This is a genomic window from Acinetobacter sp. ACNIH2 (assembly GCF_002934965.1).
In the GTDB taxonomy this organism is placed as follows: Bacteria; Pseudomonadota; Gammaproteobacteria; order Pseudomonadales; family Moraxellaceae; genus Acinetobacter; species Acinetobacter tandoii.
Genome location: NZ_CP026412.1, coordinates 1,621,444 through 1,643,435, shown reverse-complemented (window position 1 = coordinate 1,643,435; position 21,992 = coordinate 1,621,444). Strand labels below are relative to the sequence as shown.

The 21,992-nt window shown below is 40.3% G+C and carries 20 protein-coding genes; 9 read left to right on the top strand and 11 right to left on the bottom strand.

Features of this window, described 5'->3' with window-relative positions; translation table 11 throughout:
* Position 1: 1 nt before the first annotated feature.
* Entirely contained in the window at positions 2-1,087 is a 1,086-nt protein-coding gene (locus C3F34_RS07675; RefSeq protein ID WP_016168791.1) for a DUF475 domain-containing protein, read from the bottom strand.
* A 211-nt stretch (positions 1,088-1,298) separates the two neighbouring features.
* Here C3F34_RS07675 and tenA point away from each other — a divergent pair, with 211 nt between their 5' ends.
* The 3 genes from tenA to C3F34_RS07660 all read left to right on the top strand — a co-directional run bounded on the left by tenA (position 1,299) and on the right by C3F34_RS07660 (position 3,316).
* The gene (gene tenA / locus C3F34_RS07670; protein WP_104441358.1) at positions 1,299-1,973 is read left to right on the top strand and encodes a thiaminase II; all 675 of its coding nucleotides are present in this window, start codon (positions 1,299-1,301) and stop codon (positions 1,971-1,973) included.
* 71 nt (positions 1,974-2,044) lie between these two features.
* A complete protein-coding gene (locus C3F34_RS07665; RefSeq protein WP_104441357.1) occupies positions 2,045-2,416 on the top strand; it encodes a MerR family transcriptional regulator in 372 nt (123 codons plus the stop codon).
* Positions 2,417-2,509: 93 nt separating this feature from the next.
* The gene (locus C3F34_RS07660; RefSeq protein ID WP_104441356.1) at positions 2,510-3,316 is read left to right on the top strand and encodes an SDR family NAD(P)-dependent oxidoreductase; all 807 of its coding nucleotides are present in this window, start codon (positions 2,510-2,512) and stop codon (positions 3,314-3,316) included.
* Positions 3,317-3,358: 42 nt separating this feature from the next.
* Here the strand turns inward: C3F34_RS07660 and C3F34_RS07655 are convergent, their stop codons facing one another.
* The 4 genes from C3F34_RS07655 to C3F34_RS07640 all read right to left on the bottom strand — a co-directional run bounded on the left by C3F34_RS07655 (position 3,359) and on the right by C3F34_RS07640 (position 6,087).
* Positions 3,359-3,700 carry a GlpM family protein gene (locus tag C3F34_RS07655; RefSeq protein WP_104441355.1) on the bottom strand — a complete coding sequence of 114 codons (342 nt, stop codon included), beginning with the start codon at positions 3,698-3,700 and terminating at the stop codon, positions 3,359-3,361.
* A 380-nt stretch (positions 3,701-4,080) separates the two neighbouring features.
* Entirely contained in the window at positions 4,081-4,434 is a 354-nt protein-coding gene (locus C3F34_RS07650; protein ID WP_104441354.1) for a DUF1304 domain-containing protein, read from the bottom strand.
* A 69-nt stretch (positions 4,435-4,503) separates the two neighbouring features.
* Positions 4,504-5,481, bottom strand: a complete 978-nt coding sequence (locus C3F34_RS07645; protein ID WP_104441353.1) for a zinc-binding dehydrogenase — start codon at positions 5,479-5,481, stop codon at positions 4,504-4,506.
* 3 nt (positions 5,482-5,484) lie between these two features.
* Positions 5,485-6,087, bottom strand: a complete 603-nt coding sequence (locus C3F34_RS07640; RefSeq protein WP_104441352.1) for a TetR/AcrR family transcriptional regulator — start codon at positions 6,085-6,087, stop codon at positions 5,485-5,487.
* A 244-nt stretch (positions 6,088-6,331) separates the two neighbouring features.
* On the opposite strand from C3F34_RS07640, the gene uvrA reads away from it, so the two are divergent.
* The 3 genes from uvrA (at position 6,332) to C3F34_RS07625 (ending at position 10,900) form a co-directional block, all read left to right on the top strand.
* Entirely contained in the window at positions 6,332-9,163 is a 2,832-nt protein-coding gene (gene uvrA, locus C3F34_RS07635; protein WP_016168800.1) for an excinuclease ABC subunit UvrA, read from the top strand.
* A gap of 164 nt (positions 9,164-9,327) precedes the next feature.
* On the top strand, positions 9,328-10,206 hold the full coding sequence (locus C3F34_RS07630) for a DUF262 domain-containing protein (protein ID WP_228155346.1): 879 nt from the start codon (positions 9,328-9,330) through the stop codon (positions 10,204-10,206).
* A 31-nt stretch (positions 10,207-10,237) separates the two neighbouring features.
* Positions 10,238-10,900, top strand: coding sequence for an IS1595 family transposase (locus tag C3F34_RS07625; RefSeq protein WP_104440784.1), 663 nt, complete (start codon positions 10,238-10,240; stop codon positions 10,898-10,900).
* A 330-nt stretch (positions 10,901-11,230) separates the two neighbouring features.
* Here the strand turns inward: C3F34_RS07625 and C3F34_RS07615 are convergent.
* A protein-coding gene (locus C3F34_RS07615; protein ID WP_104442269.1) for an IS4 family transposase occupies positions 11,231-12,321 on the bottom strand; the annotation gives its coding sequence in 2 pieces (ribosomal slippage) (positions 11,231-11,781 and positions 11,781-12,321; 1,092 coding nt in all).
* A 56-nt stretch (positions 12,322-12,377) separates the two neighbouring features.
* Between C3F34_RS07615 and C3F34_RS07610 the strand changes: the two genes are divergently transcribed.
* Together C3F34_RS07610 and C3F34_RS07605 are read left to right on the top strand one after the other, a co-directional pair.
* Positions 12,378-12,833 carry an HNH endonuclease signature motif containing protein gene (locus C3F34_RS07610; RefSeq protein WP_228155345.1) on the top strand — a complete coding sequence of 152 codons (456 nt, stop codon included), beginning with the start codon at positions 12,378-12,380 and terminating at the stop codon, positions 12,831-12,833.
* 348 nt (positions 12,834-13,181) lie between these two features.
* Positions 13,182-13,976, top strand: a complete 795-nt coding sequence (locus tag C3F34_RS07605) for a toxin-antitoxin system YwqK family antitoxin (protein WP_158654340.1) — start codon at positions 13,182-13,184, stop codon at positions 13,974-13,976.
* Positions 13,977-14,010: 34 nt separating this feature from the next.
* Here the strand turns inward: C3F34_RS07605 and C3F34_RS07600 are convergent, their stop codons facing one another.
* The 4 genes from C3F34_RS07600 to C3F34_RS07585 form a co-directional block, all read right to left on the bottom strand.
* A complete protein-coding gene (locus tag C3F34_RS07600) occupies positions 14,011-14,814 on the bottom strand; it encodes a GGDEF domain-containing protein (protein ID WP_158654339.1) in 804 nt (267 codons plus the stop codon).
* A 3-nt stretch (positions 14,815-14,817) separates the two neighbouring features.
* Positions 14,818-15,908, bottom strand: a protein-coding gene (locus tag C3F34_RS07595) for an IS4 family transposase (protein ID WP_104442269.1) whose coding sequence is annotated in 2 segments (ribosomal slippage) — positions 14,818-15,368 and positions 15,368-15,908 — 1,092 coding nt in all. Because the reading frame shifts where the segments join, the coding sequence is not laid out codon by codon here.
* Positions 15,909-15,946: 38 nt separating this feature from the next.
* Entirely contained in the window at positions 15,947-16,903 is a 957-nt protein-coding gene (locus C3F34_RS07590) for a hypothetical protein (RefSeq protein ID WP_104441349.1), read from the bottom strand.
* 202 nt (positions 16,904-17,105) lie between these two features.
* Complete coding sequence (locus C3F34_RS07585) at positions 17,106-17,945, bottom strand: carbapenem-hydrolyzing class D beta-lactamase OXA-1036 (protein WP_104442312.1); 840 nt, start codon at positions 17,943-17,945, stop codon at positions 17,106-17,108.
* 1,061 nt (positions 17,946-19,006) lie between these two features.
* Here C3F34_RS07585 and omp33-36 point away from each other — a divergent pair.
* A complete protein-coding gene (omp33-36, locus tag C3F34_RS07575) occupies positions 19,007-19,885 on the top strand; it encodes a porin Omp33-36 (RefSeq protein WP_044738904.1) in 879 nt (292 codons plus the stop codon).
* 51 nt (positions 19,886-19,936) lie between these two features.
* Here the strand turns inward: omp33-36 and C3F34_RS07570 are convergent, their stop codons facing one another.
* On the bottom strand, positions 19,937-21,910 hold the full coding sequence (locus C3F34_RS07570) for a BCCT family transporter (protein WP_104441347.1): 1,974 nt from the start codon (positions 21,908-21,910) through the stop codon (positions 19,937-19,939).
* Positions 21,911-21,992: the final 82 nt, after the last annotated feature.

The window sequence follows — 21,992 nt, the reverse complement described above, 5'->3', positions numbered from 1 at the left end:
TTTAGCCTTGCTGTCCTTGGCGCTTGCTATATTGAATCGAGGCGATGACTGCCCAAACAATAAAGGCGACACCAATTAAACCTGTGACCACTTCTGGAACATGAACACCTGTCCCACTGGCCAACATAATGAATGCCAAAGCACCAATCGCATAATGCGCACCATGTTCAAGGAAAATGTAGGCGTCGAGGGTGCCTTTTTCAACCAGATAAATCGTCATTGAACGCACGAACATCGCACCAATTGCCAGACCCAGCATAATGATGACCACATCCGAAGTAATCGCAAATGCACCAATTACACCATCAAAACTGAATGAGGCATCGAGGACTTCAAGATAAATAAAGCCACCTAAACCTGCTTTGATCACGCCTGTAGATGCACCACTGGCATCATGTGCTACGGCATTGCCCTCTTCATCAATTTCAGGCTCACCACCTAACAAATGACTCAACACTTGCACACCGATATACACCACGATGCCCCAAATACCGGCCATCGTCACCAACAAACGTTCAGCATCTGAAACATTGGCTGCCATAATCAACAATGCGATCAGTGAAATAAAGACAGACATTGCAGGAACATTGGCTAAGTTGGCTAAACGATGCTCTAACCATTTGAACCAGTGCGTGTCTTTACCTTCATCAAAGAAGAAATTCAAAAACACCAATAACAAGAATGCACCACCAAAAGCAGCAATTTCAGCATGATGGGCCATCAGTTTTTCTGAATATTGTTGTGGCTCATTCAATGCCATGTTCACCACTTCGAGCATGCCCATATCGGCAGTCACAGCCACAATTACAATTGGGAACACCAGACGCATACCAAATACTGCAATAATGATACCCACGGTTAAGAAGATCATTTTCCAAAAATGATCCCATCCGCGGAGGACCGAAGCATTCACGACCGCATTATCAAATGACAATGAAACTTCCATTACCGCCAAAATTGCAGTAATGGTCAGCGCAGTAAACATGGTCTTCAAGCCTGCTTCAGGACCATGCGTAAAGCCCCAATAAGCAGAAATGGCAAGACACACAATCGTAAATAAGATAGAGAAACCAAAATGTTTCATCATAACGAAGTGACCTTTGGATAATAAGAGCGCTATAGCATGACTACAGCATAAAAATTCATGCGCGATATTATGACGCTTTTACACGCCAAACCAAAATTGTTCTGCGATTTTTTCTGAGAAGAACTTTGCCCTGTAAAAAATGAGTCGTCTATTGAGCATGCTTGCGTTAGTCTAGTCGCCATAATTTGTAAAGCTAGACCAGGAAACCCGCATGCTTTTTTCTGAACAATTGTGGCAGCGTAATCTCGACCTCTACCAAAAAACTTTAGCGCTTCCTTTCAACCAAGAACTCGCACAAGGTACGCTCAGCCGTGAAGCCTTTTCTCATTATGTCATTCAAGATGCGCATTATTTATTGGCATATGGCCGTGCTTTAGCGGTATGTGCAGCAAAAGCGTATGAAGCCGATGATGTCATGCAATTTTCGGATGCCGCCAAAATTGCGATTGTGGTTGAGCGCAGTTTGCATGACAGCTTTATGCAAGAATTCGATGTCTCTAAACAACAGTTTGAAACTACACCACTGACCTTGGCTTGTCATCATTACACGTCATTTTTAAGTGCGACGGCGTGGTCAGAAAGTTATCCTGTCGTGCTAGCGGCATTGTTGCCGTGCTTCTGGATTTATGCCGAAGTCGGTCAAGACATTGTGCAGCATTCTGTGCCGAATAATCCGTACCAAGCTTGGATTGATACCTATGCAGGCGAAGAATTTCATACCGCTGTGCGCAATGTCATTGCCACTGTAAATAAAGTCGCCGCACGTTGCGATGCCGACACCTTAGAAAAAATGCACGCGGCGTATCGCATGGGCGCCAAACTCGAATGGTTATTCTGGGACAGTGCTTATGATCAAAGACAATGGTTGGGTTTAGACCATCTATAATTGAAGTATCTATTAAACTGATCATGAGGGCTGTTGGCTCATGATCATCTTTTTAAGTGATGGGGAAAAATATGTATATTGGAGAATTGGCTGCGTTAACAGGCACCACCCCGAAAGCTATTCGGCATTATGAAAAACTCGGTTTATTGCCCGTCGCAAAAAGAAAAGGAAATTATCGTATTTATGCAGCGATTGATGTCCAATCAGTCAAAATGATTCGTCTTGCCCAAGCGGTTGGATTTAGTCTTGCCGAGCTTTACGACCTTTCTGTTTTAAAATATCAACAGAACCGATTTCCTGTAGAAGTGGCGAAGGCTTTAATCGCCAACAAGCATCAGCAAATTTTAGAACACCAACAGGCCTTAAACCGTTTACAAGAAAACTTAAAGCAATTGGAGGATGAAATTACCCAAACCTATATGACCGACAACAATGCTGTATAGCAGCGTCAATCAACAAATCTGCAAATTAAAGCTTGACTCTGCCCCTAGGGGAAAGGTTTATGGTCATAACTCCTTTTATTATGGATTTATAAAATGAGTTCTCATCTTTCTATATTTAAAAATTCAACAGCATTAATTACAGGCGCATCTTCAGGAATCGGCAAAGCCTATGCGCAAAAGCTTGGGTCTTTAGGCATCCACTTAATTTTAACCGCGCGCTCTGAGCAAAAACTGAATGAGTTAGCCAATGAGCTTGAAAAAAAATATAACATTCAGGTTGAAGTCATTGGTCTAGATTTGGCTCAACCCCATGCAGCACAAAAGCTGTTTGATGAGGTGCAAGCACGAAAATTGTCGGTCGACATTTTAATTAACAACGCTGGATTTGGAAAATGGAGTCAATTTCTAGATCAATCTGCCGCAACCTACAACGAAATGATCATGCTCAACATGAATAGTGTAACGTCCTTATGTTACTTATTTTTGCCACAGATGCTGGCGAGCAAAAAAGGCATCATGATCAATATCGCATCGACAGCAGCTTTCCAACCTTTACCTTATATTGCGGTCTATGGAGCAAGCAAATCTTACGTGCTTAATTTTACTGAAGCACTTGCAGGAGAATATGCATCTTCAGGGGTTAAATTGTTGGCAGTTTGTCCCGGCAATACCGAAACCAATTTTACAGAAGTGGCAAATGCCGATACTCGCGGCATGAAAAGCTCTTCAGTTGATGACGTCGTTTCAGCCACATTAGTCGCCCTAGATCAAAACAAAACATCTATTATTGTCGGGTGTAGTAACTATCTCACCGCTCAATTGCCCCGTATTCTATCTCGTAAGAAAATGCTTCATATAGCTGAACGTATTCTCAAAGACCGCGTTCTGAAAGCATCATAAGTGCCCCTGCTTGAAAAGATTAAGACACTTTACTTAATCTTTTCAGTGCTGAAATATTTGCCACACATAAATTAAACCTGCCGCAGCCACGACCCAACTCAGTGTCGCTACGCCCAAACATGACCACATCGACATGCGCGTCGCCAACACATAAACGGCAGCTAAATAAATGGCATAAGGAATCAGAGACCATAAGCCAAACAGGGCAGTTTTTTGTAAGGCTTCCGCCCCTTTTTGCTGATACACAATGACGTGTGCAATTAAGGCAAAAGTGGGAAACAGCGGAACCAAACCTGCAATATAAAAAGCCTTACTTTTGGATAAAATTGAAATCAGCAACACGACTGCTGCGCCCAACATACATTTTAAAAATAATACCCACATACTTCGGTTCTATCCAATACTTTCACTATCTAGCCCACTCCCGTATTCTGCGCTCTAAAAGGCAGCTTTGCATGTGAATTTAGTGGAAATATCTAGGATAAAATTTGGATTTCGAGCCAATTCCGCTTCATCTATCTGCTTCCAGATAGACGGGACGATGCTCTGTTGGCGTAAAATTTTGCTCAACACTACAATGACGTTCTGCAAATTTTAGAAAAAGATATAAATGTTTATGCCCGCCAACATCAGGATCTTCCTAGGCAATATGCTGTCGAATCGGTTGAGTCTATTTTTGAACGTCCACTTGCCTGAGCTTGCTAAATCATCCCAAGCAAAGGTGTTATGCACAGGGTGCTAACACCTCGCTAGAGTTTTATTTTTTAAAGTAAATTGACTACCAATAACGCCAATAGCGCAGGCACCGCCTGAATATAAATAATCTTTTTACTGGCGGTCAAACCACCATAAATCCCTGCCACCAATACACAGCCTAAAAAGAAATTGGCCAAAGCTAAAGCATAGCTTTCAGGTGCGCACAACGACCAGAATAAACCTGCTGCCAAGAAGCCATTATACAAGCCCTGATTTTGTGCCATAACCTTGGTCAATTGGGCTTTTTCAGGGGTATTGCCAAAGGCTTTTAAGCTATAGGGCTTATCCCATAAAAACATTTCTAGCACTAAAATATACACATGCAAAACTGCAATGAGTCCCACTAAAATTTGTCCGAGCATTTTTATTTTCCTTGTTGTTTTATTTGCGATGGCAAAAGTGAGCCTTTCGGCCCACTTCAACCTTCAAAATTAAGGTTTAAATAACACTTTACCTTGGCGTGCTGCTTGAGTTGCTTTTTCCGCTGCTTGCGACACCTGATCAAAAGTATAAATTCCTTCGACAGGCAGAGTCAGTTTCTGCTGTGCCGCGAGCGTTAATAATTCAGCCACCAAAGCTTTTTTACGTTCCGCAGGCATGTGCTGATTCACTACACTCGCCCAAAATCCTTTGATTGTGGCTTGTTTAAAGATTAAATCGCCCGACTCAATCTGCATGGTTTCACCCGTCATGCTACCGAAGGAAACCAATAAGGAATTTTCACCCAATAAGCTCAACAACTCACCGCTGGCTTTACCTCCAATCGAATCGACCCCAACCATCAATGGCTGATCACCTTGAATAGCTTTGACTTGGGCTTTCCAATCGGTTTGATCGGTTGCCACCACATTTTGAATGCCTAAAGCAGTCATTTCGGCAACAGCTTCTTGACGACGCACCAAGTTAATCACATGAATGCCACGTGCTTGTGCCACCATCGCTATGGTTTTACCTACTGCACCATTGGCAGTATTTTGAATCATCCACTGACCTGACTCTAAGTTGGCATAATCCAATAACATTAAAGAACTAAGAGGCATGGCAATAAGTTGTGCTGCCAATTCATCGGGAATGCTATCAGGTAAAGGGATGAGGGCTGCTGCTGGTGCTAGACAATATTCTGCCCAACTACCATGAATGCCCGCTACCGAAACACGCTGTCCCAATTCAAAGCCTGTTACGCCTTCACCGAATGCATCGATTACTCCAACCGCTTCACTACCACCAATAGCAGGTAATTCAGGCTTATAGCCATAGCTACCACGTACCGTCAATACATCATGGTTATGAATGGGGGATAAAATCACTTTTAAACGGACTTGCCCTGCTTTTGGCTCAGGTTGTGGCATGTCTGCTTGTTCTAATACATCAACTGGTTCGTCAAAACGACGATGAATAATACTACGCATGGATTAATCCTTGATGGGTTGTAAGAGGTTGTGTGTGGTTTCAAGCGCCAAATGCAAAGGGGCTTTGTCTTGTGCCAATTTGGCCAACAAGGCTGCACCCAACCACAGTTGATACATCACTTGTGCCATTTTAAAAGGTTGGATATGTACAGGAATGGAACCTTCCTGCTGCCCTTCCTCAAGCAAAGTCGCAACGCGTTCGGTTAATTTATCTACACCAAAATTCAGGATTTGACGCATATCTTCGGACAAGTCAGAAACTTCTGCCGCCAATTTCACAATTAGACAGTTTTCCGCCCAACCGCCATGAATCGGGTCTTCAATCCATGCCTGCCATAACGCTATCAATCGCGCATAGGCACTACCATCAGTCAGTTGCCACAACTGCTCTACCTGATTTTTATAGTCCGTGATGTACTGCTCTAACAGTGCACAGCCAAAAGCCTCTTTCGATGCAAAATAATGGTAGAACGAGCCTTTTGGCACGTCACAGGCTTTTAAGATTTCTTGTAGCCCAACTCCGACAAAGCCTTTCTGTAATACCAGTGGGAAACTGGTGTCGAGAATATGTTGGCGGGTGGCTTCACTTTTACTTGATCGTTTCATGAGCTGACTATATTCCACTATTAGACCAGTCGTCTAGTTAATTTATGTAACTTACATTGCTTTACTTTCGAGAAATAGTCACTGCGACAAATGAATGTTAATAATAGCGAGCTATACTCTGCTGCATTGTTCAGAGATAATTCATCCGTCATGATTTGTCGTTTAAAAATTCAGATCACTGACTTGAACAATTTTAAAGCGCTATCATATAAGTTTCTATTTGCACAATAATTGAGATATTTTCATGAGCCAAAGTCATATCCGTATTCGAGGTGCACGTACCCACAATTTAAAAAATGTGAGCCTCGATATTCCCCGCGACAAGTTTGTGGTGATTACGGGACTCTCAGGTTCAGGTAAATCTTCTCTCGCTTTCGATACCTTATATGCCGAAGGTCAGCGTCGCTATGTAGAATCACTATCTGCCTATGCGCGTCAGTTTTTATCGCAAATGGAAAAACCTGAGGTCGATTCGATTGAAGGTTTAAGCCCTGCGATTGCCATTGAGCAGAAGTCTACCAGCCACAACCCGCGCTCGACAGTAGGCACCATTACTGAAATTTACGACTATCTACGTCTACTCTATGCACGTGTCGGTACGCCTTTTTGCCCTGAACATGACCTACCAATGGTGGCACAAACCATTTCAGAAATGGTCGATGCAGTCAAAGCCCTTGAAGAAGGCACAGCCCTGATGCTACTTGCACCTGTGGTGCGTGAGCGTAAAGGTGAATACAGCAATCTGTTTGAACAACTGCAAAGCCAAGGTTTTGTTCGTGCGCGTGTAGATGGTGAAATCATCGATATTGATTCACCACCTGAACTGGACAAAAAGAAAAAGCACACCATTGAAGTGGTGGTCGACCGTTTTAAAGTCCGTGATGACCTCGGCAACCGTATTGCAGAAAGTTTTGAAACTGCCTTACGTTTAGGTGGTGATATTGCAGTACTATCATGGATGAAAGGCGAACACCCTGACCGCGTCTTTTCAGCCAAGCACTCTTGCCCTGAATGTGACCGTGCTGTAGCAGAACTGGAACCGCGCTTATTTTCCTTTAACAATCCCTTTGGTGCCTGCCCTGTCTGTGATGGTTTAGGTACGCGTAGCCATTTCAGTGCAGACAAACTCATTCCAAATTCCGAGCTATCGATTAGTCAGGGTGCCATTCGTGGTTGGGACAGACAACGCCCGTATTACTACAGCATGATTCAAAAAGTTGCGGATCATTTTGAATTGTCACTCGATACCCCGTGGAACGAGCTGGATAAAGACACCCAGAAAAAGTTTTTATACGGTACAGGCAAAGAAAAGGTCGATTTGAGTTATATCGATGAGCGTGGACGCAAGCACAATCGGGTACAACCGTTTGAAGGGATTTTACCGCACCTTGAGCGTCGTTACCGTGAAACCGAGAGTAACTATGTGCGCGATGATTTGGCACAGTACTTATCCAATGCAGCCTGCGATGCCTGTGGTGGTTCACGTTTAAACGAAATTTCCCGCAATGTGCGTGTCAAAGATAAAACTATTGCTGAGATCACCAAAATGTCGATTGGTGATGCGGAAGCCTATTATCAAACCCTAAATTTAACAGGTGCTAAAGGCGAAATTGCCGACAAGATTTTTAAAGAAATTCGTGAGCGTCTACACTTCCTCGTTTCTGTCGGATTGAACTATCTGAGCCTGTCGCGTTCGGCTGAAACCCTGTCAGGCGGTGAAGCACAGCGTATTCGTCTAGCTTCGCAAATTGGTGCAGGCTTGATGGGAGTAATGTACGTGTTGGATGAGCCATCGATTGGTCTTCATCAACGTGACAATGACCGTCTACTGGAAACTTTAGTGCGCTTGCGTGACCTCGGCAATACCGTATTGGTGGTCGAACATGATGAAGATGCGATTCGTGCAGCCGATCATATTATTGATATTGGCCCTGGTGCGGGCGTGCATGGTGGTGCGATTATTGCCGAAGGTACGGCAGATGAATTGGCACGTCATGAAGATTCACTCACAGGACAATATCTGTCTGGAAAACTCAAAATTGCTGTGCCTAAACAGCGTACGCAACCTCCACGTCCTGACGAACAAATTAAGCTCATGGGTGCTGCTGGACACAACCTAAAAGATGTTGACCTCACCATTCCACTGGGTGTGATGACCTGTGTTACAGGTGTGTCGGGTTCAGGGAAATCGACTCTGATTAACCGTACCTTATTGCCATTGGCTGCGACTCAACTCAATGGTGCAACCACCCTCACTGCGGAGAAGTTCGACTCAATTGATGGCTTACAATTCCTCGATAAAGTCGTAGATATTGACCAAAGCCCGATTGGACGAACCCCACGTTCCAACCCTGCCACCTATACAGGTTTATTTACCCCAATTCGTGAGTTGTTTGCCCAAACGCCAGAAGCCAAAGCACGCGGTTATGCGGCAGGTCGTTTCTCCTTTAACGTGAAAGGCGGACGCTGTGAAGCCTGCGAAGGCGACGGTATGATTAAAGTCGCCATGCACTTCTTGCCAGATATGTATGTGCCCTGTGATAACTGTCACGGTAAACGCTATAACCGTGAAACTTTGGAAGTCGGCTACAAAGGCAAAAACATTTCCGATGTATTGGACATGACGGTTGAAGATGCCATGCATTTCTTCGATGCTATTCCTGTGATTCACCGTCGTTTGGAAACCTTGAACCAAGTGGGTTTGGGTTATATCCGTTTGGGACAGTCAGCAACTACGCTGTCTGGCGGTGAAGCTCAACGGGTAAAACTGGCACGTGAGTTGGCAAAACGCGATACAGGTAAAACCTTGTATGTACTGGATGAACCGACTACAGGTCTGCATTTCCATGACATCGCCAAGTTGCTCGACATCCTGCATGAGCTACGTAACAAAGGGAACACCATTGTGGTGATTGAGCATAATTTGGATGTGATTAAAACCGCAGACTGGATTATTGACTTAGGCCCTGAGGGTGGTGCAGGTGGTGGTCAGATTATTGCCGAAGGTACACCCGAAGAAGTGGTGAAAAATAAAATTTCACATACAGCAAGGTTTTTAAAACCGTTGTTGAAATAAGAATCTCCCCTAGCCCCTCTTTTTAAAGAGGGGAATTCCCTGCTTTGGGAAAAGAGGATTACTCTCTTTTTCTTCTACTAAATATTATTCAAGATCAAGAGAGTTAATTAATCTTATAAAACCACAACATACTTACTAAATAATAAACTCTTAGGATTAAATAAATGGCTAGTAAATCTAATCTAGTAAATTTAGATGCGATGATTAAGCGTGAAGACTTTGCAGAGGAAAGTCCTGATAATACTTCTTTTGAAAATTTCCATAGTATTCCTGCACGAGAGTTAGAAACTGGTAAACCTATTATTAGTTTATTAAGGAAGCCTGATTTTCAACGTGAAACAAATCATTGGTCTCCCGAACAATTAGTATCATTATTAGAATGCTATTTAGATGGTGATTTAATTCCTTCAGTCATCTTATGGAAATCAAATTCTTATATGTTCGTAATTGATGGTGGACATAGATTAAGTGCATTGCGCTCTTGGGTTGAAGATGATTATGGTGATGGTCATTTATCATTTAAATATTTTGGCTCTGACAATATATCTTTAGAGCAGAGGAAGGCTGCTACGAAAGTACGCAAAATGATTAATGATAAAATAGGGAGCTGGGCAAGTTACCAATCTCTTTCAAAATTAGATGATCACTCACAACTAGATCCTCAAAAAAAGAAAAGATTGAATACTCTTACAGCTAGAGGGTTATCAGTACAATGGGTTACTGGTGATGTAAAAAAAGCCGAAACATCTTTTTTTAATATCAACATGAAAGGCACTCCTCTTGATGAGCTAGAGGAGAAATTACTAAGAAATAGATTCAAGCCAATTCCTATTTCAGCTCGAGCAATTATTCGTGCTGGGCAAGGTCACAAATACTGGTCAAACTTCGACTATGAAATACAATCAAAAATTGAATCCGTAGCAGCATCATTACATGCAACTTTATTTAGTCCAGAAGCCTCACAACCAATCAAAACATTAGACTTACCCTTAAGTGGATCTAAAGGTGTAAGAAATGCTCTTCAAATATTAATAGGGCTCTAGACTAGCAGACTAGTTATGTTGGTCTGTAATCATGATTAAAAACAGTAAATTAAGCCACTACAAGATTAAAAAAATCATTCAATGCTTTTGCATTGATATACCCGCTTCTAAAACTGCATTATTACTCAATTTAAATCGTAATACGATCAACTATTGGTACATGCTTTTTAGGGAAGCTATTTATGATCATCAAACAGATTTAAGAACTAAATTTGTAGGTTCTATTGAAGTGGATGAAAGCTATTTTGGCGCTAAACGACAACGTGGTTTTCATGGGAAGTTAAAACGTGGTCGTGGCACTTTAAAACAACCCGTATTTGGAATATTTGAACGGGATGGGCGTGTTTATACTGAAATCGTTCCTGACTGTAAAATGAAGACTTTACAAAAGGTTATCTTAGGTAAGGTGGCACTAGAAAGTGTCATTTATAGTGATGGATGGCGAGGCTATAATGGTCTAGTTGATGTTGGTTATTCAAAGCATTTCAGGGTAAATCACGGAGCAAATGAGTTTGCTAGAGGACAATGTCACATAAATGGAATAGAATCATTTTGGAGTTTCTGTAAACGAAGATTATCCAAGTTCAATGGTATCTCAAAAGATTATTTTGACTACCATCTGAAGGAGTCTGAATGGCGTTGGATGAGAGAACCTAATGAGTTAGCAACTGAGTTGTGGAACATCATTAGATAAAATTAAGTATAAATCTGCTAGTCTAGAGCCTTAATAGAATTACTTGCAATGGCTTCATCCAAGCAAGCTAGTATCAAAAAACTTGAAGATGATGAAAACGATGATACTGGATCTCTGACTCTTACCTGTCTAAATAAACTATTAAAATTAGCATCACGGATTACTGGTAATGATAACGGTAGCTTAGGACTACATCCTGCTGTCTACTTCTATGGTCCTAGTGGAAGACATTCAAGTTCAATGTTCTTAGGCACATTTTCATTAATTAACGAGAAACTCTCTAATAACGACCAAACCTTTTTTCAAAACTTTCTCTGTACACGACAAATTTCATAGGGCCCTTGTCCTATCAGGCTTTTTCTTTCTTAAAATTGCTAGCACTTTCTTAAATTCTTCTTTTTTTCCAAAACCAATCAAACGTAGAATAGCCATCTGAACATAGTCCAAACCGTAGCGAAATAAACTTACTGAAAGTCGTCCATGCTTCTTTAGTTTTATCGCTTTTTTTCGATCATGTTGCCATTCACCTGTTAAATAGCACCAACAGAAACCGATCGCTAGCACTGCTATCAATTTCTTGACTCGTCTAGGGTCTGTTAAACGAGTATTTTCAAGATTGAATCCACGTCCTTTGAGACAACTAAATAAGGTTTCGATTTCCCAGCGTAATGCATAATCACCAATAGCAGAAGCATTAAACATAGGAGAAACAACAAGTAAAAGTTCTCCATCTTCTAATCGTAGCGCACTAATATACAGTTTCACTCGACCAACCCAAATACGTCGTTTACGACATTCTGTTTGACCAACTTGAAGATGACGAAATAAATCACTAATTTTATGATTCTTGGCTAAGTGATTGGTCACAATAAAGTTTTTTTAACACGTATACAGAAGTTAATGTCATTTTCAATTAACCATGTAAACCATTTCTCACCGATAAATTCTCTGTCTGCGAACACATTCACAATACGATCTTTACCAAAAATGGAGATAAAGCGTTGAATCAAAGCAATACGCTCTTTTGTATCTGAATTTCCACGTTTATTGAGCAATGTCCAAACAATAGGTATCGCTATTCCACGATAGACGATGGCTAACATCAAGATATTGATATCTCGTTTTCCCCATTTCCAGTTGGTTCTATCCAAAGTTAATTGGACTTTATCGAATGAAAATATATTGAAAATTAACTGAGAAATTTGACGATAATCGAAATACTGATCTGCAAAGAAGCGTTGTATACGTCGATAAAATGATTGTGGTAAGCACGTGATGGGTAAGGCTTTAGATGCAGAAGAAAGATTACATGTCTGTTTTACAATTAATGCCAGCATAATCAGTGTAAAACATTTTACACGTGACTTGTTCCACTTTAGATATTTGTTTAAGATGAGATGTAACTCATTGAAATGTGTCATCATATTCGTCGTCAGAAAACAAGTATTATGCCATTATTTCAATGAGTTGTCTTTTTTTGTCGTGTACAAAGCAAAACTTTATTAAAATAAGGGAACAACTTGAACGTCTCTTAATCGAACACAAAGATCTTATTGCGGGCATTCTCCAACGCTCTTTAAGTAATAAACGTAATAATACTTATAAAGAAATTTTATCCGAAGCAATAAAAAAACTGTTATTAAATAAAGATGTAACTGAACAAGATTTTATCAATTTTGCAGGCTTTCAAGGAAAAATCTTAGTTGGCGAGTATCAAAGTTCATCTACCAAGTTTACCGATGATCAAAAAAGTCAAATCTTTATTTATTCAGCATTAAAGACTGCACTTAAATGTCCAATATGTAATGGTTATTTAGATGCTCCTAAATCTATTTCTTACGATCATATTATTCGTGTCGAAGATGGTGGTACAGCTGGCTATAACAATGGGCAATTAAGTCACCCTTATTGTAATCAATCCATAAAGAATTAATATTTTATAAAGTCCTGTTATAAAACAGGCGACATGGATGTCGATGTCGCCCGTTTGACTGTGCTCAAGGGACTGAGCATCAGTCAAACACATGGGTTTTGTCACTTTTGTCCAGTCAAAAGTGAGGCAACTCCTACACAACTAAAATCAAAACTGCTACTTGAATATGAGGACGTGGTAAAGAATCAAACGGATATTCAAATCACTTAACACCAAAATCTAAATTCTATTTCTCAATTTAAATTCAAATCACGTAAAATCCGACTCGGCTTTTATCAAAACAGAAGCCCTATGACTTTTCAATAACTCAATTACATTATCAAAATCATGAAAGCATTTCTTCTCAGCATGTCTTTGGGACTTGTGTCCCTACACACCTTCGCCGATGGCTATATCAATGAAAATATGGTTGTTTTCACTTCAGAATCGGATGGCAGTGATGATCCATGGCAAGACCATCCCAAATGCACACCCAGTATTCAAGCAGGCGGTTCTTCAAAATCATGGCTAGTGCAATATTTCTACTCCGACCAAAGCCCCTTAACCTCTGGATTTATCACTACACAAAAGCCTTCGAACAAAGCCAGCGAATGCGAACATCTGGTGCATTTTCCAGATCAGGTGCAAGGGTCAGGGACATTCGAAAGTTATTATCCGAATGGCAAAATACGCAGCCACATTGAATATGAAGATGGCAGTTATCATGGCAAACTCATTTTTTGGCATGCCAACGGCTTAAAAGAACAAGAGTCAACGATGAACTACGGCATTCCAGATGGTGAATATCGCATTTGGCACCCGAATGGACAATTAGCACTGTCCATGAAATACAAAGATGACATGCAAGATGGCATGAAACAGCGTTGGTATGCCGATGGTAAACCGTGGACCTATGTCCGTTTTGAAAATGGCGTGATGCGTGGCGAACTCAAACAATGGTTTCACAACGGCAAATTGGAACGTCGCGGAGAATACCGTAATGGTCTCAGACAAAACCGTTATGAAATTTGGTATGAAGATGGCACACCTGAAGCTGTTTTAACCTATGATGCAGGCAGTATTATCCAAGCCCAATGTTGGAACGAAGCTGGCAAACCTCGTGCTCGCAATAGTTGTCTTAGCAGCTATCAAGATGAAGAATAATTCTAAATAAACACTTAATGATGCGGTGATAAGTCTAACCTTGTACCGCATTTTTCCCTTTCGCCTTCGCTTTAAATAAAGACTGATCGGCTTTATGAAATAACTCTAACCAACTGGCACCGCCAATGGCATAGCCCGCACTGACAGAGACATGTAAATCGGGGGCTAGACCCACCTGCATATTTGTCTTATCTACATCACGACGAATCTGATCGGCAATGCTCAGCGCTTCAACATCGTTCATTTGCTCAAGCAAGACCAAAAATTCATCGCCACCATAACGCACAATTAAATCCGTACTACGCACATGGGCTTTTAAAATATTGGCCACCATCTGAATCACTTTGTCGCCAATCATATGCCCATACTGATCATTCACTTGTTTAAAATCATCAATGTCAATCACTATCAAACCCAACTTTTCGAGTTTTTTGGGCTGATTTTCTAAGTGCCGAATATAACTCTCTAAAGCCAAACGATTCGCTACGCCAGTTAAAGCATCAGAATTGGCAATATTTTTTAATTGAAACTCTAAAGCATCTCGTTGTTGCAACATACTTTCTAATTTACGTATTGCGGTAAACAGTGAGTCTACCCCTGAACCATGCTGTAATGTTTCAGCTGTCTCAAGCTTTGAGCCTTGGGACAAATTTAAAATCGTTTCTCGCGCTTGAATTAACGGTTCAAAAACCCTACGGCGCGCGTAGATCATGGTGAATAAGGCAGCAAACAAGGAAACAGTGGTCACAAAAAGGGTCAGAAAAAATTGACGTTGCGCCTGTAATTTCTCTCGTTCTGCCACTTGCAAACTATAATCTAAAATCTCTGTACACGACAAATTTCATAGGGCCCTTGTCCTATCAGGCTTTTTCTTTCTTAAAATTGCTAGCACTTTCTTAAATTCTTCTTTTTTTCCAAAACCAATCAAACGTAGAATAGCCATCTGAACATAGTCCAAACCGTAGCGAAATAAACTTACTGAAAGTCGTCCATGCTTCTTTAGTTTTATCGCTTTTTTTCGATCATGTTGCCATTCACCTGTTAAATAGCACCAACAGAAACCGATCGCTAGCACTGCTATCAATTTCTTGACTCGTCTAGGGTCTGTTAAACGAGTATTTTCAAGATTGAATCCACGTCCTTTGAGACAACTAAATAAGGTTTCGATTTCCCAGCGTAATGCATAATCACCAATAGCAGAAGCATTAAACATAGGAGAAACAACAAGTAAAAGTTCTCCATCTTCTAATCGTAGCGCACTAATATACAGTTTCACTCGACCAACCCAAATACGTCGTTTACGACATTCTGTTTGACCAACTTGAAGATGACGAAATAAATCACTAATTTTATGATTCTTGGCTAAGTGATTGGTCACAATAAAGTTTTTTTAACACGTATACAGAAGTTAATGTCATTTTCAATTAACCATGTAAACCATTTCTCACCGATAAATTCTCTGTCTGCGAACACATTCACAATACGATCTTTACCAAAAATGGAGATAAAGCGTTGAATCAAAGCAATACGCTCTTTTGTATCTGAATTTCCACGTTTATTGAGCAATGTCCAAACAATAGGTATCGCTATTCCACGATAGACGATGGCTAACATCAAGATATTGATATCTCGTTTTCCCCATTTCCAGTTGGTTCTATCCAAAGTTAATTGGACTTTATCGAATGAAAATATATTGAAAATTAACTGAGAAATTTGACGATAATCGAAATACTGATCTGCAAAGAAGCGTTGTATACGTCGATAAAATGATTGTGGTAAGCACGTGATGGGTAAGGCTTTAGATGCAGAAGAAAGATTACATGTCTGTTTTACAATTAATGCCAGCATAATCAGTGTAAAACATTTTACACGTGACTTGTTCCACTTTAGATATTTGTTTAAGATGAGATGTAACTCATTGAAATGTGTCATCATATTCGTCGTCAGAAAACAAGTATTATGCCATTATTTCAATGAGTTGTCTTTTTTTGTCGTGTACAAAGATCTAAAATATAGGTTTGCAAATTCACAACAGAACTGAATTTATCGACGATTTTCTTGGTTAACTCGGTCCCCGACAGTCCATAAGGTCGACTCGAAAGGCTGTCTTGTATCAAATGTTGTACCGTACTAATCCCCTGTTCAAGAAAGTCCGTTCTGACTTTGTCATGTAATTGCATGAATTCAGCAGTTTTATCTTGTTCAGGCAAGACGGTATTCACCAAATCCCATAAATAATGTGCCTGATGCTGGGTTTGTAAAGAACGTGCCAAATTGGTATCTGGCATTTTCTGTTTAAACGTTACTGGGGCAATCACATTCGAAGCCACACGCCCCGCTTGATCACGTAAATCCGCTAAAATTAAAATCAGGGTATAATAATTCGAGGTATGCTCATCAAGGTTTTGTGAGTGAATTACCATATTTTTCAATACATTATGACTTGCATCCCATGCCGAGAACATCTGTAAAATGGCGGCATCCAATTGTTCCATATTGCGTTGTGAACGGGGCAAAGCCGCATACGAATCTACCGCCTCACGCCCTTGTTGTAACTGTGGTTGTAATTGCGTCACAATTTCAATCGCTTCAGTACTAAATCCCGTTTCTTTCAGACGTAAAATAGTACTCTGAATATGCTGATCCACACCTCGACGATATTCAACTAATTCTTGTCGGTTTTGTGCATACTCTTCAGGGGTACTCGACATGACTTTGTTGCTGGGTGCACGTTCACGTGAAATTTTATTGGATAATTCGGCAACTGCACGGAGACTCTGAATCTCTGTTAAGGAAAGCTGTGCATGCTGGTAATTTTGGTGGCTTTTAAAAATAAGGGGTACGGAAATAAACAGTAACGAAAGTACAATGACCAACATTGCACCCAATAATCGCTGACTTATATTTTCTGCACGTAATCTTGCCATGAATATGATTAAATTTCTCTACGTTGCGTCTTTATAGTTAAACCACAACCTTTATAAAAGATGCAACTCTGAAAATGATATTTTAATTTGTTAGTTTGACTTCGTGTTGAGGTATTTAAATTTAACATAAACAATTAAGCACTCGTAAACAAACTTAGGCTGCTTTCATCTCATTACCTCGTCTATTGTATGTCTTTTATTTTTATAAATAAGGAAAGATACTAAGTTTATCTAAAGCATCTAGGGTGAGCTGTTTACGCATTGCCAATTGCTGCTCATTCTGTATCTGCATATTTAAAGCAAAGGCCAAAATTTTGCCATTGGGCTGTTCCACCCATCCCACATACCAACCCACCTGAGGTTTTACATCGGCTCCCCATCCTGACTTAGCATACAACTTAGCAACACCACGACGCTCCACATAAAGCATTTGTTTCACCTCTTGTTGCACATGTGCATCAAAAGGTAAGGTCTGGGTCGCAAGTCTGTAAGCAAATTCAGCTTCTTGTTGCGGTGTAATTTTTAAGGGTCCATCTAACCAAAAGCGATCAACCTGTGTACCAATCTGAGCATTTCCATAACCAACTCGATGAAGCTCTTTTTGCATCAACGGCAGACCAATGCGTCGAGCCAAGGTTTGATAGATGGGAACTGCTGAGACTTGCATCGCCTCAGCCAAAGTCATATCCCGTTCCCAACTTTTCATTGCGCGTGCTTTTCCATCCCATAAAAATACTTCAGTGGTCGTGGTTTTACGCTGCTGTAAACCAATTAAAGCATTTAACATTTTAAAAGTTGAAGCAGGTATATAGGCAGTTTCAGCTCTTTGCAAATCATTGCCAAAACGCTGCAATTTTTCCCCATCATAAGTAACAAAAACTACCGCACTGCCCACTGCTTGAAACATATGATTCAACTCAGCTAACCGTGGTTGTTGCATCATCAATGGCTGCTGCATTTGGTCCTTAAGAGGTTGCTGACTGCATGCACTTAACAGCATCCAGCTTAAAACTGAACAAGATATCGCTTTTAGCATCCACATCCTGACTTGTCCTATCACTTTTAAACCTATCATAGCCAGATTTTGACCAAACGGAATAAATTCCATTGAATTTGTTTACTTTTGATCCATTATGGTGCATAATGCACAACATTAGGGCGTTTTTAATTTCATCCTCAGCAGATATTTTTAAATTTCCCTGTTTTTTGGCAAAAAAATCCCAGTTTATTTATTTAAACTGGGATTTTTTTTGCTTATGCAATTAAATCTCAACATTAAATTCACGCAAATCAAAAGAATAACTGCATCATTTTGGTGCGAAAATAATTCAAAATACTGGCTTGAACTATCATATTCACACTCATTACCCTAGTTAAAATGTAATTAGATCATTTGACTGACTTGTAATCACTCAATCTATGGCTCATGCAATACCTTAATCCTTCTCTGAATGTTGATATTTTCAAATTACAAATCATGTTTTTAAAAGAAAAAAAAGCCCAACCTTGGGGAAAGTTGGGCGATAAACTAAAAACTTTTTGTGGAGAATCAGGCAGGTATCACACTATTTCTATGAAACATGATCTGATTACTCAATTATTATGTCTCTCTTTTGTTCAGAAGTAAAGCCGATTAAATTCCTTTGTTTTATATAAAAACACATTTAATACAGATAAAGAGAACCATGTCACACTAATAAAAGAAAATAGCTTATAAAAAGTCCAATTGTTACATTTATAGTAATATTTAATTAAATTTTGAGCGAATATTTGAAATGAATTACAAAATTTTGCTTCAATTTAATGAAATTTATCATTGTTTTTGGCAATCACATATTAACAAATTATTCTTTTTTACAATCAAAGAGCCATCTAATTCCACACTGTTATTGTACCGAAAATTTAGGAAAGAATGCACTTATTCAATTGTTATCCTTGTCTTTTTTTAAAGGTTGACACATTTTTTTCCATTTGTCTAATTTCTATACATTTTCTTTTTAGATTAAAATCCACTGCACTCTGTAACATACACTTAATTGACTAAATAAATTGTTACAATACAATGCCACTTGTTTAATCCATTCTAACAAACTGGTAACACTCATGAAAAAACTCGGTTTAGCCACTGCTTTATTATTAGCCATGACCGGTGCTCAAGCATACCAATTCGAAGTACAAGGTCAGTCTGAGTACATCGATGCATCTGCAGCAAACGACAAAGACTTTACTGGCGGTGTGCAAGGTACTTACTACTTTAAAGATGTAGATTCTTCTAAAGGTCCTTTAGCTGAAGCAGCTTTCTTAAACCAAGCGTCTAATGTTTCTTTGGCATATAACTATGCTGAATTAGGTTCGAACGGTTTTGATGTTACTGCTCACAACTATGGCGCTAAAGCTGAAGCTTATGTACCAACTAAATTTGTACCTGTATATGCAAGCGCGTCTTACAGCCATACAATTCTAGACAGCAAAAACAACAATGCTTCTGACGATCAAGGCGACCGTTATGCATTAGAACTTGGTGCTTTAGCTGCTCCGAATTTCTTGGTTGCTGTAGGTTATACCAGCGTTGCTGACCAATTTGCTTTAGATGCATTTAATGTAATGAGCAAAGGTGTAGTTAGTGCTGTAGGTGAAACTGCAACTATTGGTGATGACCAAGATGCAATCACTGCACGTACTAAATATGTAGGTAACATTGACGGCACAAACATGGCTGTAGGTTTCGAGTCTGGCATCGTTTATGGTGATGACACAGCTTACCAATTCAAAACTGATTTATATGTAACACCAAAACTTAGCGTTGGTGCTTCTTATGTAAAATCAAGCTTTGACAACACACCTGACTCTGCTTGGGGCGCAAACGTAAACTACTTCATCACTCCAGCAGTTGCTGTAGGTGCAAGCTATGTTAATGCGAATGCAAAAGATGTTGATCTTGATACGCAAACTGTTGGCTTAAATGCTAAATTCCGTTTCTAATTGATTAGACACGGAATCAAAAAAGGACGCTACATGCGTCCTTTTTTATGCTTATGCATTCGGGCTACGCACCAAACTCAAGAAATGTAAATGACGTTCATACTGATCAATAATATCTTGCAGTAAATCTTCCAAGGTCCAGTCCATCACATCATAATTTTGACCACCTTCCCGCAAGAAAACTTCGGCTTGATAAAACGGCTGATCTTGCTCTCGTGTATCTGCCATAAAACTCGGCGGTTGAGTTTCACGTGAAACCACCTGATAAATAAAATTGATTTCGTTGTGATGATCAACACGCAGTTGAAATCCCTGTTCGACGGGTCGAATGGTCACTTCAAGTTGACGGCGCTGAAATTCCTTTTGTACTTGTAGAAAAGCATGTTGCACATCTTGTTGTATAAACTGTTCAACTTCTTGTTGGGTATGTGGATAATGCATAATCAACCCCAAACGCTGCTGCCAACTGCGTGGATTTTGAATGGCTCGTGGGGTAATCCGTGCTTCTTGCAGTGCTTGCATTTTGGTCAAATCTAAATTGAGCGCTTTGATTAAGCCCCAACTCATCAATAGCATAATCAAGGTAAACGGCAAAGCACTCATAATTGTGGCCGATTGCAATGCCGCTAGGCCACCCGCCATCAAGAGAATAATCGAAAGCAATGCAATTAAAACTGTCCAAAATAATCGCTGCCATAAAGGTGAGTTCTCACTTTCTGCAGTTAAATAATCAATCACGAGAGAGCCCGAGTCAGCGGAAGTGACAAAGAACAGTACTACCAATACCGTGGCAATCAGACTCGAAATTTGGACAAAAGGAAGATGGGTCAAAAACTCAAACAATGCTACAGATGAATCACGCTGTACTGCTGCAATTAAGGAGGTTTGCCCATCATGAAGAATACTGAACAGCGCCGCATTCCCCATAAAACCCATCCAGATTAGAGTAAAACCTGTCGGAATAAACAACACACCAACAATGAACTCTCGGATACTGCGTCCACGAGAGACCCGGGCAATAAACATTCCGACAAATGGCGACCATGAAATCCACCATGCCCAGTACATAATGGTCCACCCGCCAATCCAGCCATTGGGTTGATAGGCATATAAATTAAACGTCATGCTAAACAGGTTAGATACATATTGCCCAGCATTTTGAATCGTGGTTTGTAGGATATAAATTGAGGAACTGGCGAAAAAAACGAATAAAAGCAAAACTAAAGCGAGAATCAAATTCAACTCAGACAGTCGCTTAATCCCTTTATCTAGCCCAAAACCGACCGATAAGGATGCTAAAAAGCTGACAAAGACAATCAGCCCCACTTGAATAGCCACACTTTGCTGAATACCGAATAAGTAATTCAAGCCAGAGTTAATTTGCGTGACCCCAAAACCGAGTGTGGTGGCTACCCCGAAAATCGTGCCCAAAGTGGCAAAAGTATCAACCGCGTCCCCTACAGGACCATATATTTTTTTGCCAACCAATGGATACAATGCTGAACGGACTTTTAGCGGCAAATTATGTCGAAAGGAAAAGTAAGCCAGTGATAATCCCACCAGTGCATAAATAGCCCATGCATGTAAACCCCAATGGAAAAAAGTAATCCGCATCGCTTGCTGTGCCGAGGCTAACGTTTCCCCTTCTCCAGTCGGTGGGCTGACATAATGCATGACGGGTTCAGCCACGCCAAAAAACATCAGCCCAATCCCCATACCAGCGGTAAACAGCATGGCAAACCAAGAGCCTTTACTGTATTCGGGGCTGCTATGCTCAGGCCCCAGTTTAATTTTACCCATGTCCGATATGGCAATGAAAATCAATAAAATAAGAAAAAAAGCAACGGCTAAAACATAAAACCAGCTAAAAGAATCAATAATCCATTGATTTAAATGCTTGGTTAAGCGTTCAAAACCGCTTGGATCGAATAAAATGAGTGCCAGAAATAGCACGATAATCGCAACAGTACTTAAAAATACATTCCGTTTGACATTGGCAAACGGAGACGTCTTGATGGAAGGCATAATTTCCCCCAGAAGATTTTTATAGATGTAAAAAAGATAAAACCAATTCGGTTAATTTCGCGGATCTTATTAAGAAATGAAT

Excerpts from the sequence above, each read along its gene's own strand:
- C3F34_RS07675 (WP_016168791.1), bottom strand. The coding sequence starts at position 1,087 with ATGATGAAACATTTTGGTTTCTCTATCTTATTTACGATTGTGTGTCTT.
- C3F34_RS07665 (WP_104441357.1), top strand. The coding sequence starts at position 2,045 with ATGTATATTGGAGAATTGGCTGCGTTAACAGGCACCACCCCGAAAGCT.
- C3F34_RS07630 (WP_228155346.1), top strand. The coding sequence starts at position 9,328 with ATGGCTAGTAAATCTAATCTAGTAAATTTAGATGCGATGATTAAGCGT.
- C3F34_RS07650 (WP_104441354.1), bottom strand. The coding sequence starts at position 4,434 with ATGCTCGGACAAATTTTAGTGGGACTCATTGCAGTTTTGCATGTGTAT.
- C3F34_RS07640 (WP_104441352.1), bottom strand. The coding sequence starts at position 6,087 with ATGAAACGATCAAGTAAAAGTGAAGCCACCCGCCAACATATTCTCGAC.
- C3F34_RS07660 (WP_104441356.1), top strand. The coding sequence starts at position 2,510 with ATGAGTTCTCATCTTTCTATATTTAAAAATTCAACAGCATTAATTACA.
- C3F34_RS07655 (WP_104441355.1), bottom strand. The coding sequence starts at position 3,700 with ATGTGGGTATTATTTTTAAAATGTATGTTGGGCGCAGCAGTCGTGTTG.
- omp33-36 (WP_044738904.1), top strand. The coding sequence starts at position 19,007 with ATGAAAAAACTCGGTTTAGCCACTGCTTTATTATTAGCCATGACCGGT.
- C3F34_RS07625 (WP_104440784.1), top strand. The coding sequence starts at position 10,238 with ATGATTAAAAACAGTAAATTAAGCCACTACAAGATTAAAAAAATCATT.
- tenA (WP_104441358.1), top strand. The coding sequence starts at position 1,299 with ATGCTTTTTTCTGAACAATTGTGGCAGCGTAATCTCGACCTCTACCAA.
- C3F34_RS07570 (WP_104441347.1), bottom strand. The coding sequence starts at position 21,910 with ATGCCTTCCATCAAGACGTCTCCGTTTGCCAATGTCAAACGGAATGTA.
- uvrA (WP_016168800.1), top strand. The coding sequence starts at position 6,332 with ATGAGCCAAAGTCATATCCGTATTCGAGGTGCACGTACCCACAATTTA.
- C3F34_RS07585 (WP_104442312.1), bottom strand. The coding sequence starts at position 17,945 with ATGTGGATGCTAAAAGCGATATCTTGTTCAGTTTTAAGCTGGATGCTG.
- C3F34_RS07590 (WP_104441349.1), bottom strand. The coding sequence starts at position 16,903 with ATGGCAAGATTACGTGCAGAAAATATAAGTCAGCGATTATTGGGTGCA.
- C3F34_RS07605 (WP_158654340.1), top strand. The coding sequence starts at position 13,182 with ATGTCTTTGGGACTTGTGTCCCTACACACCTTCGCCGATGGCTATATC.
- C3F34_RS07645 (WP_104441353.1), bottom strand. The coding sequence starts at position 5,481 with ATGCGTAGTATTATTCATCGTCGTTTTGACGAACCAGTTGATGTATTA.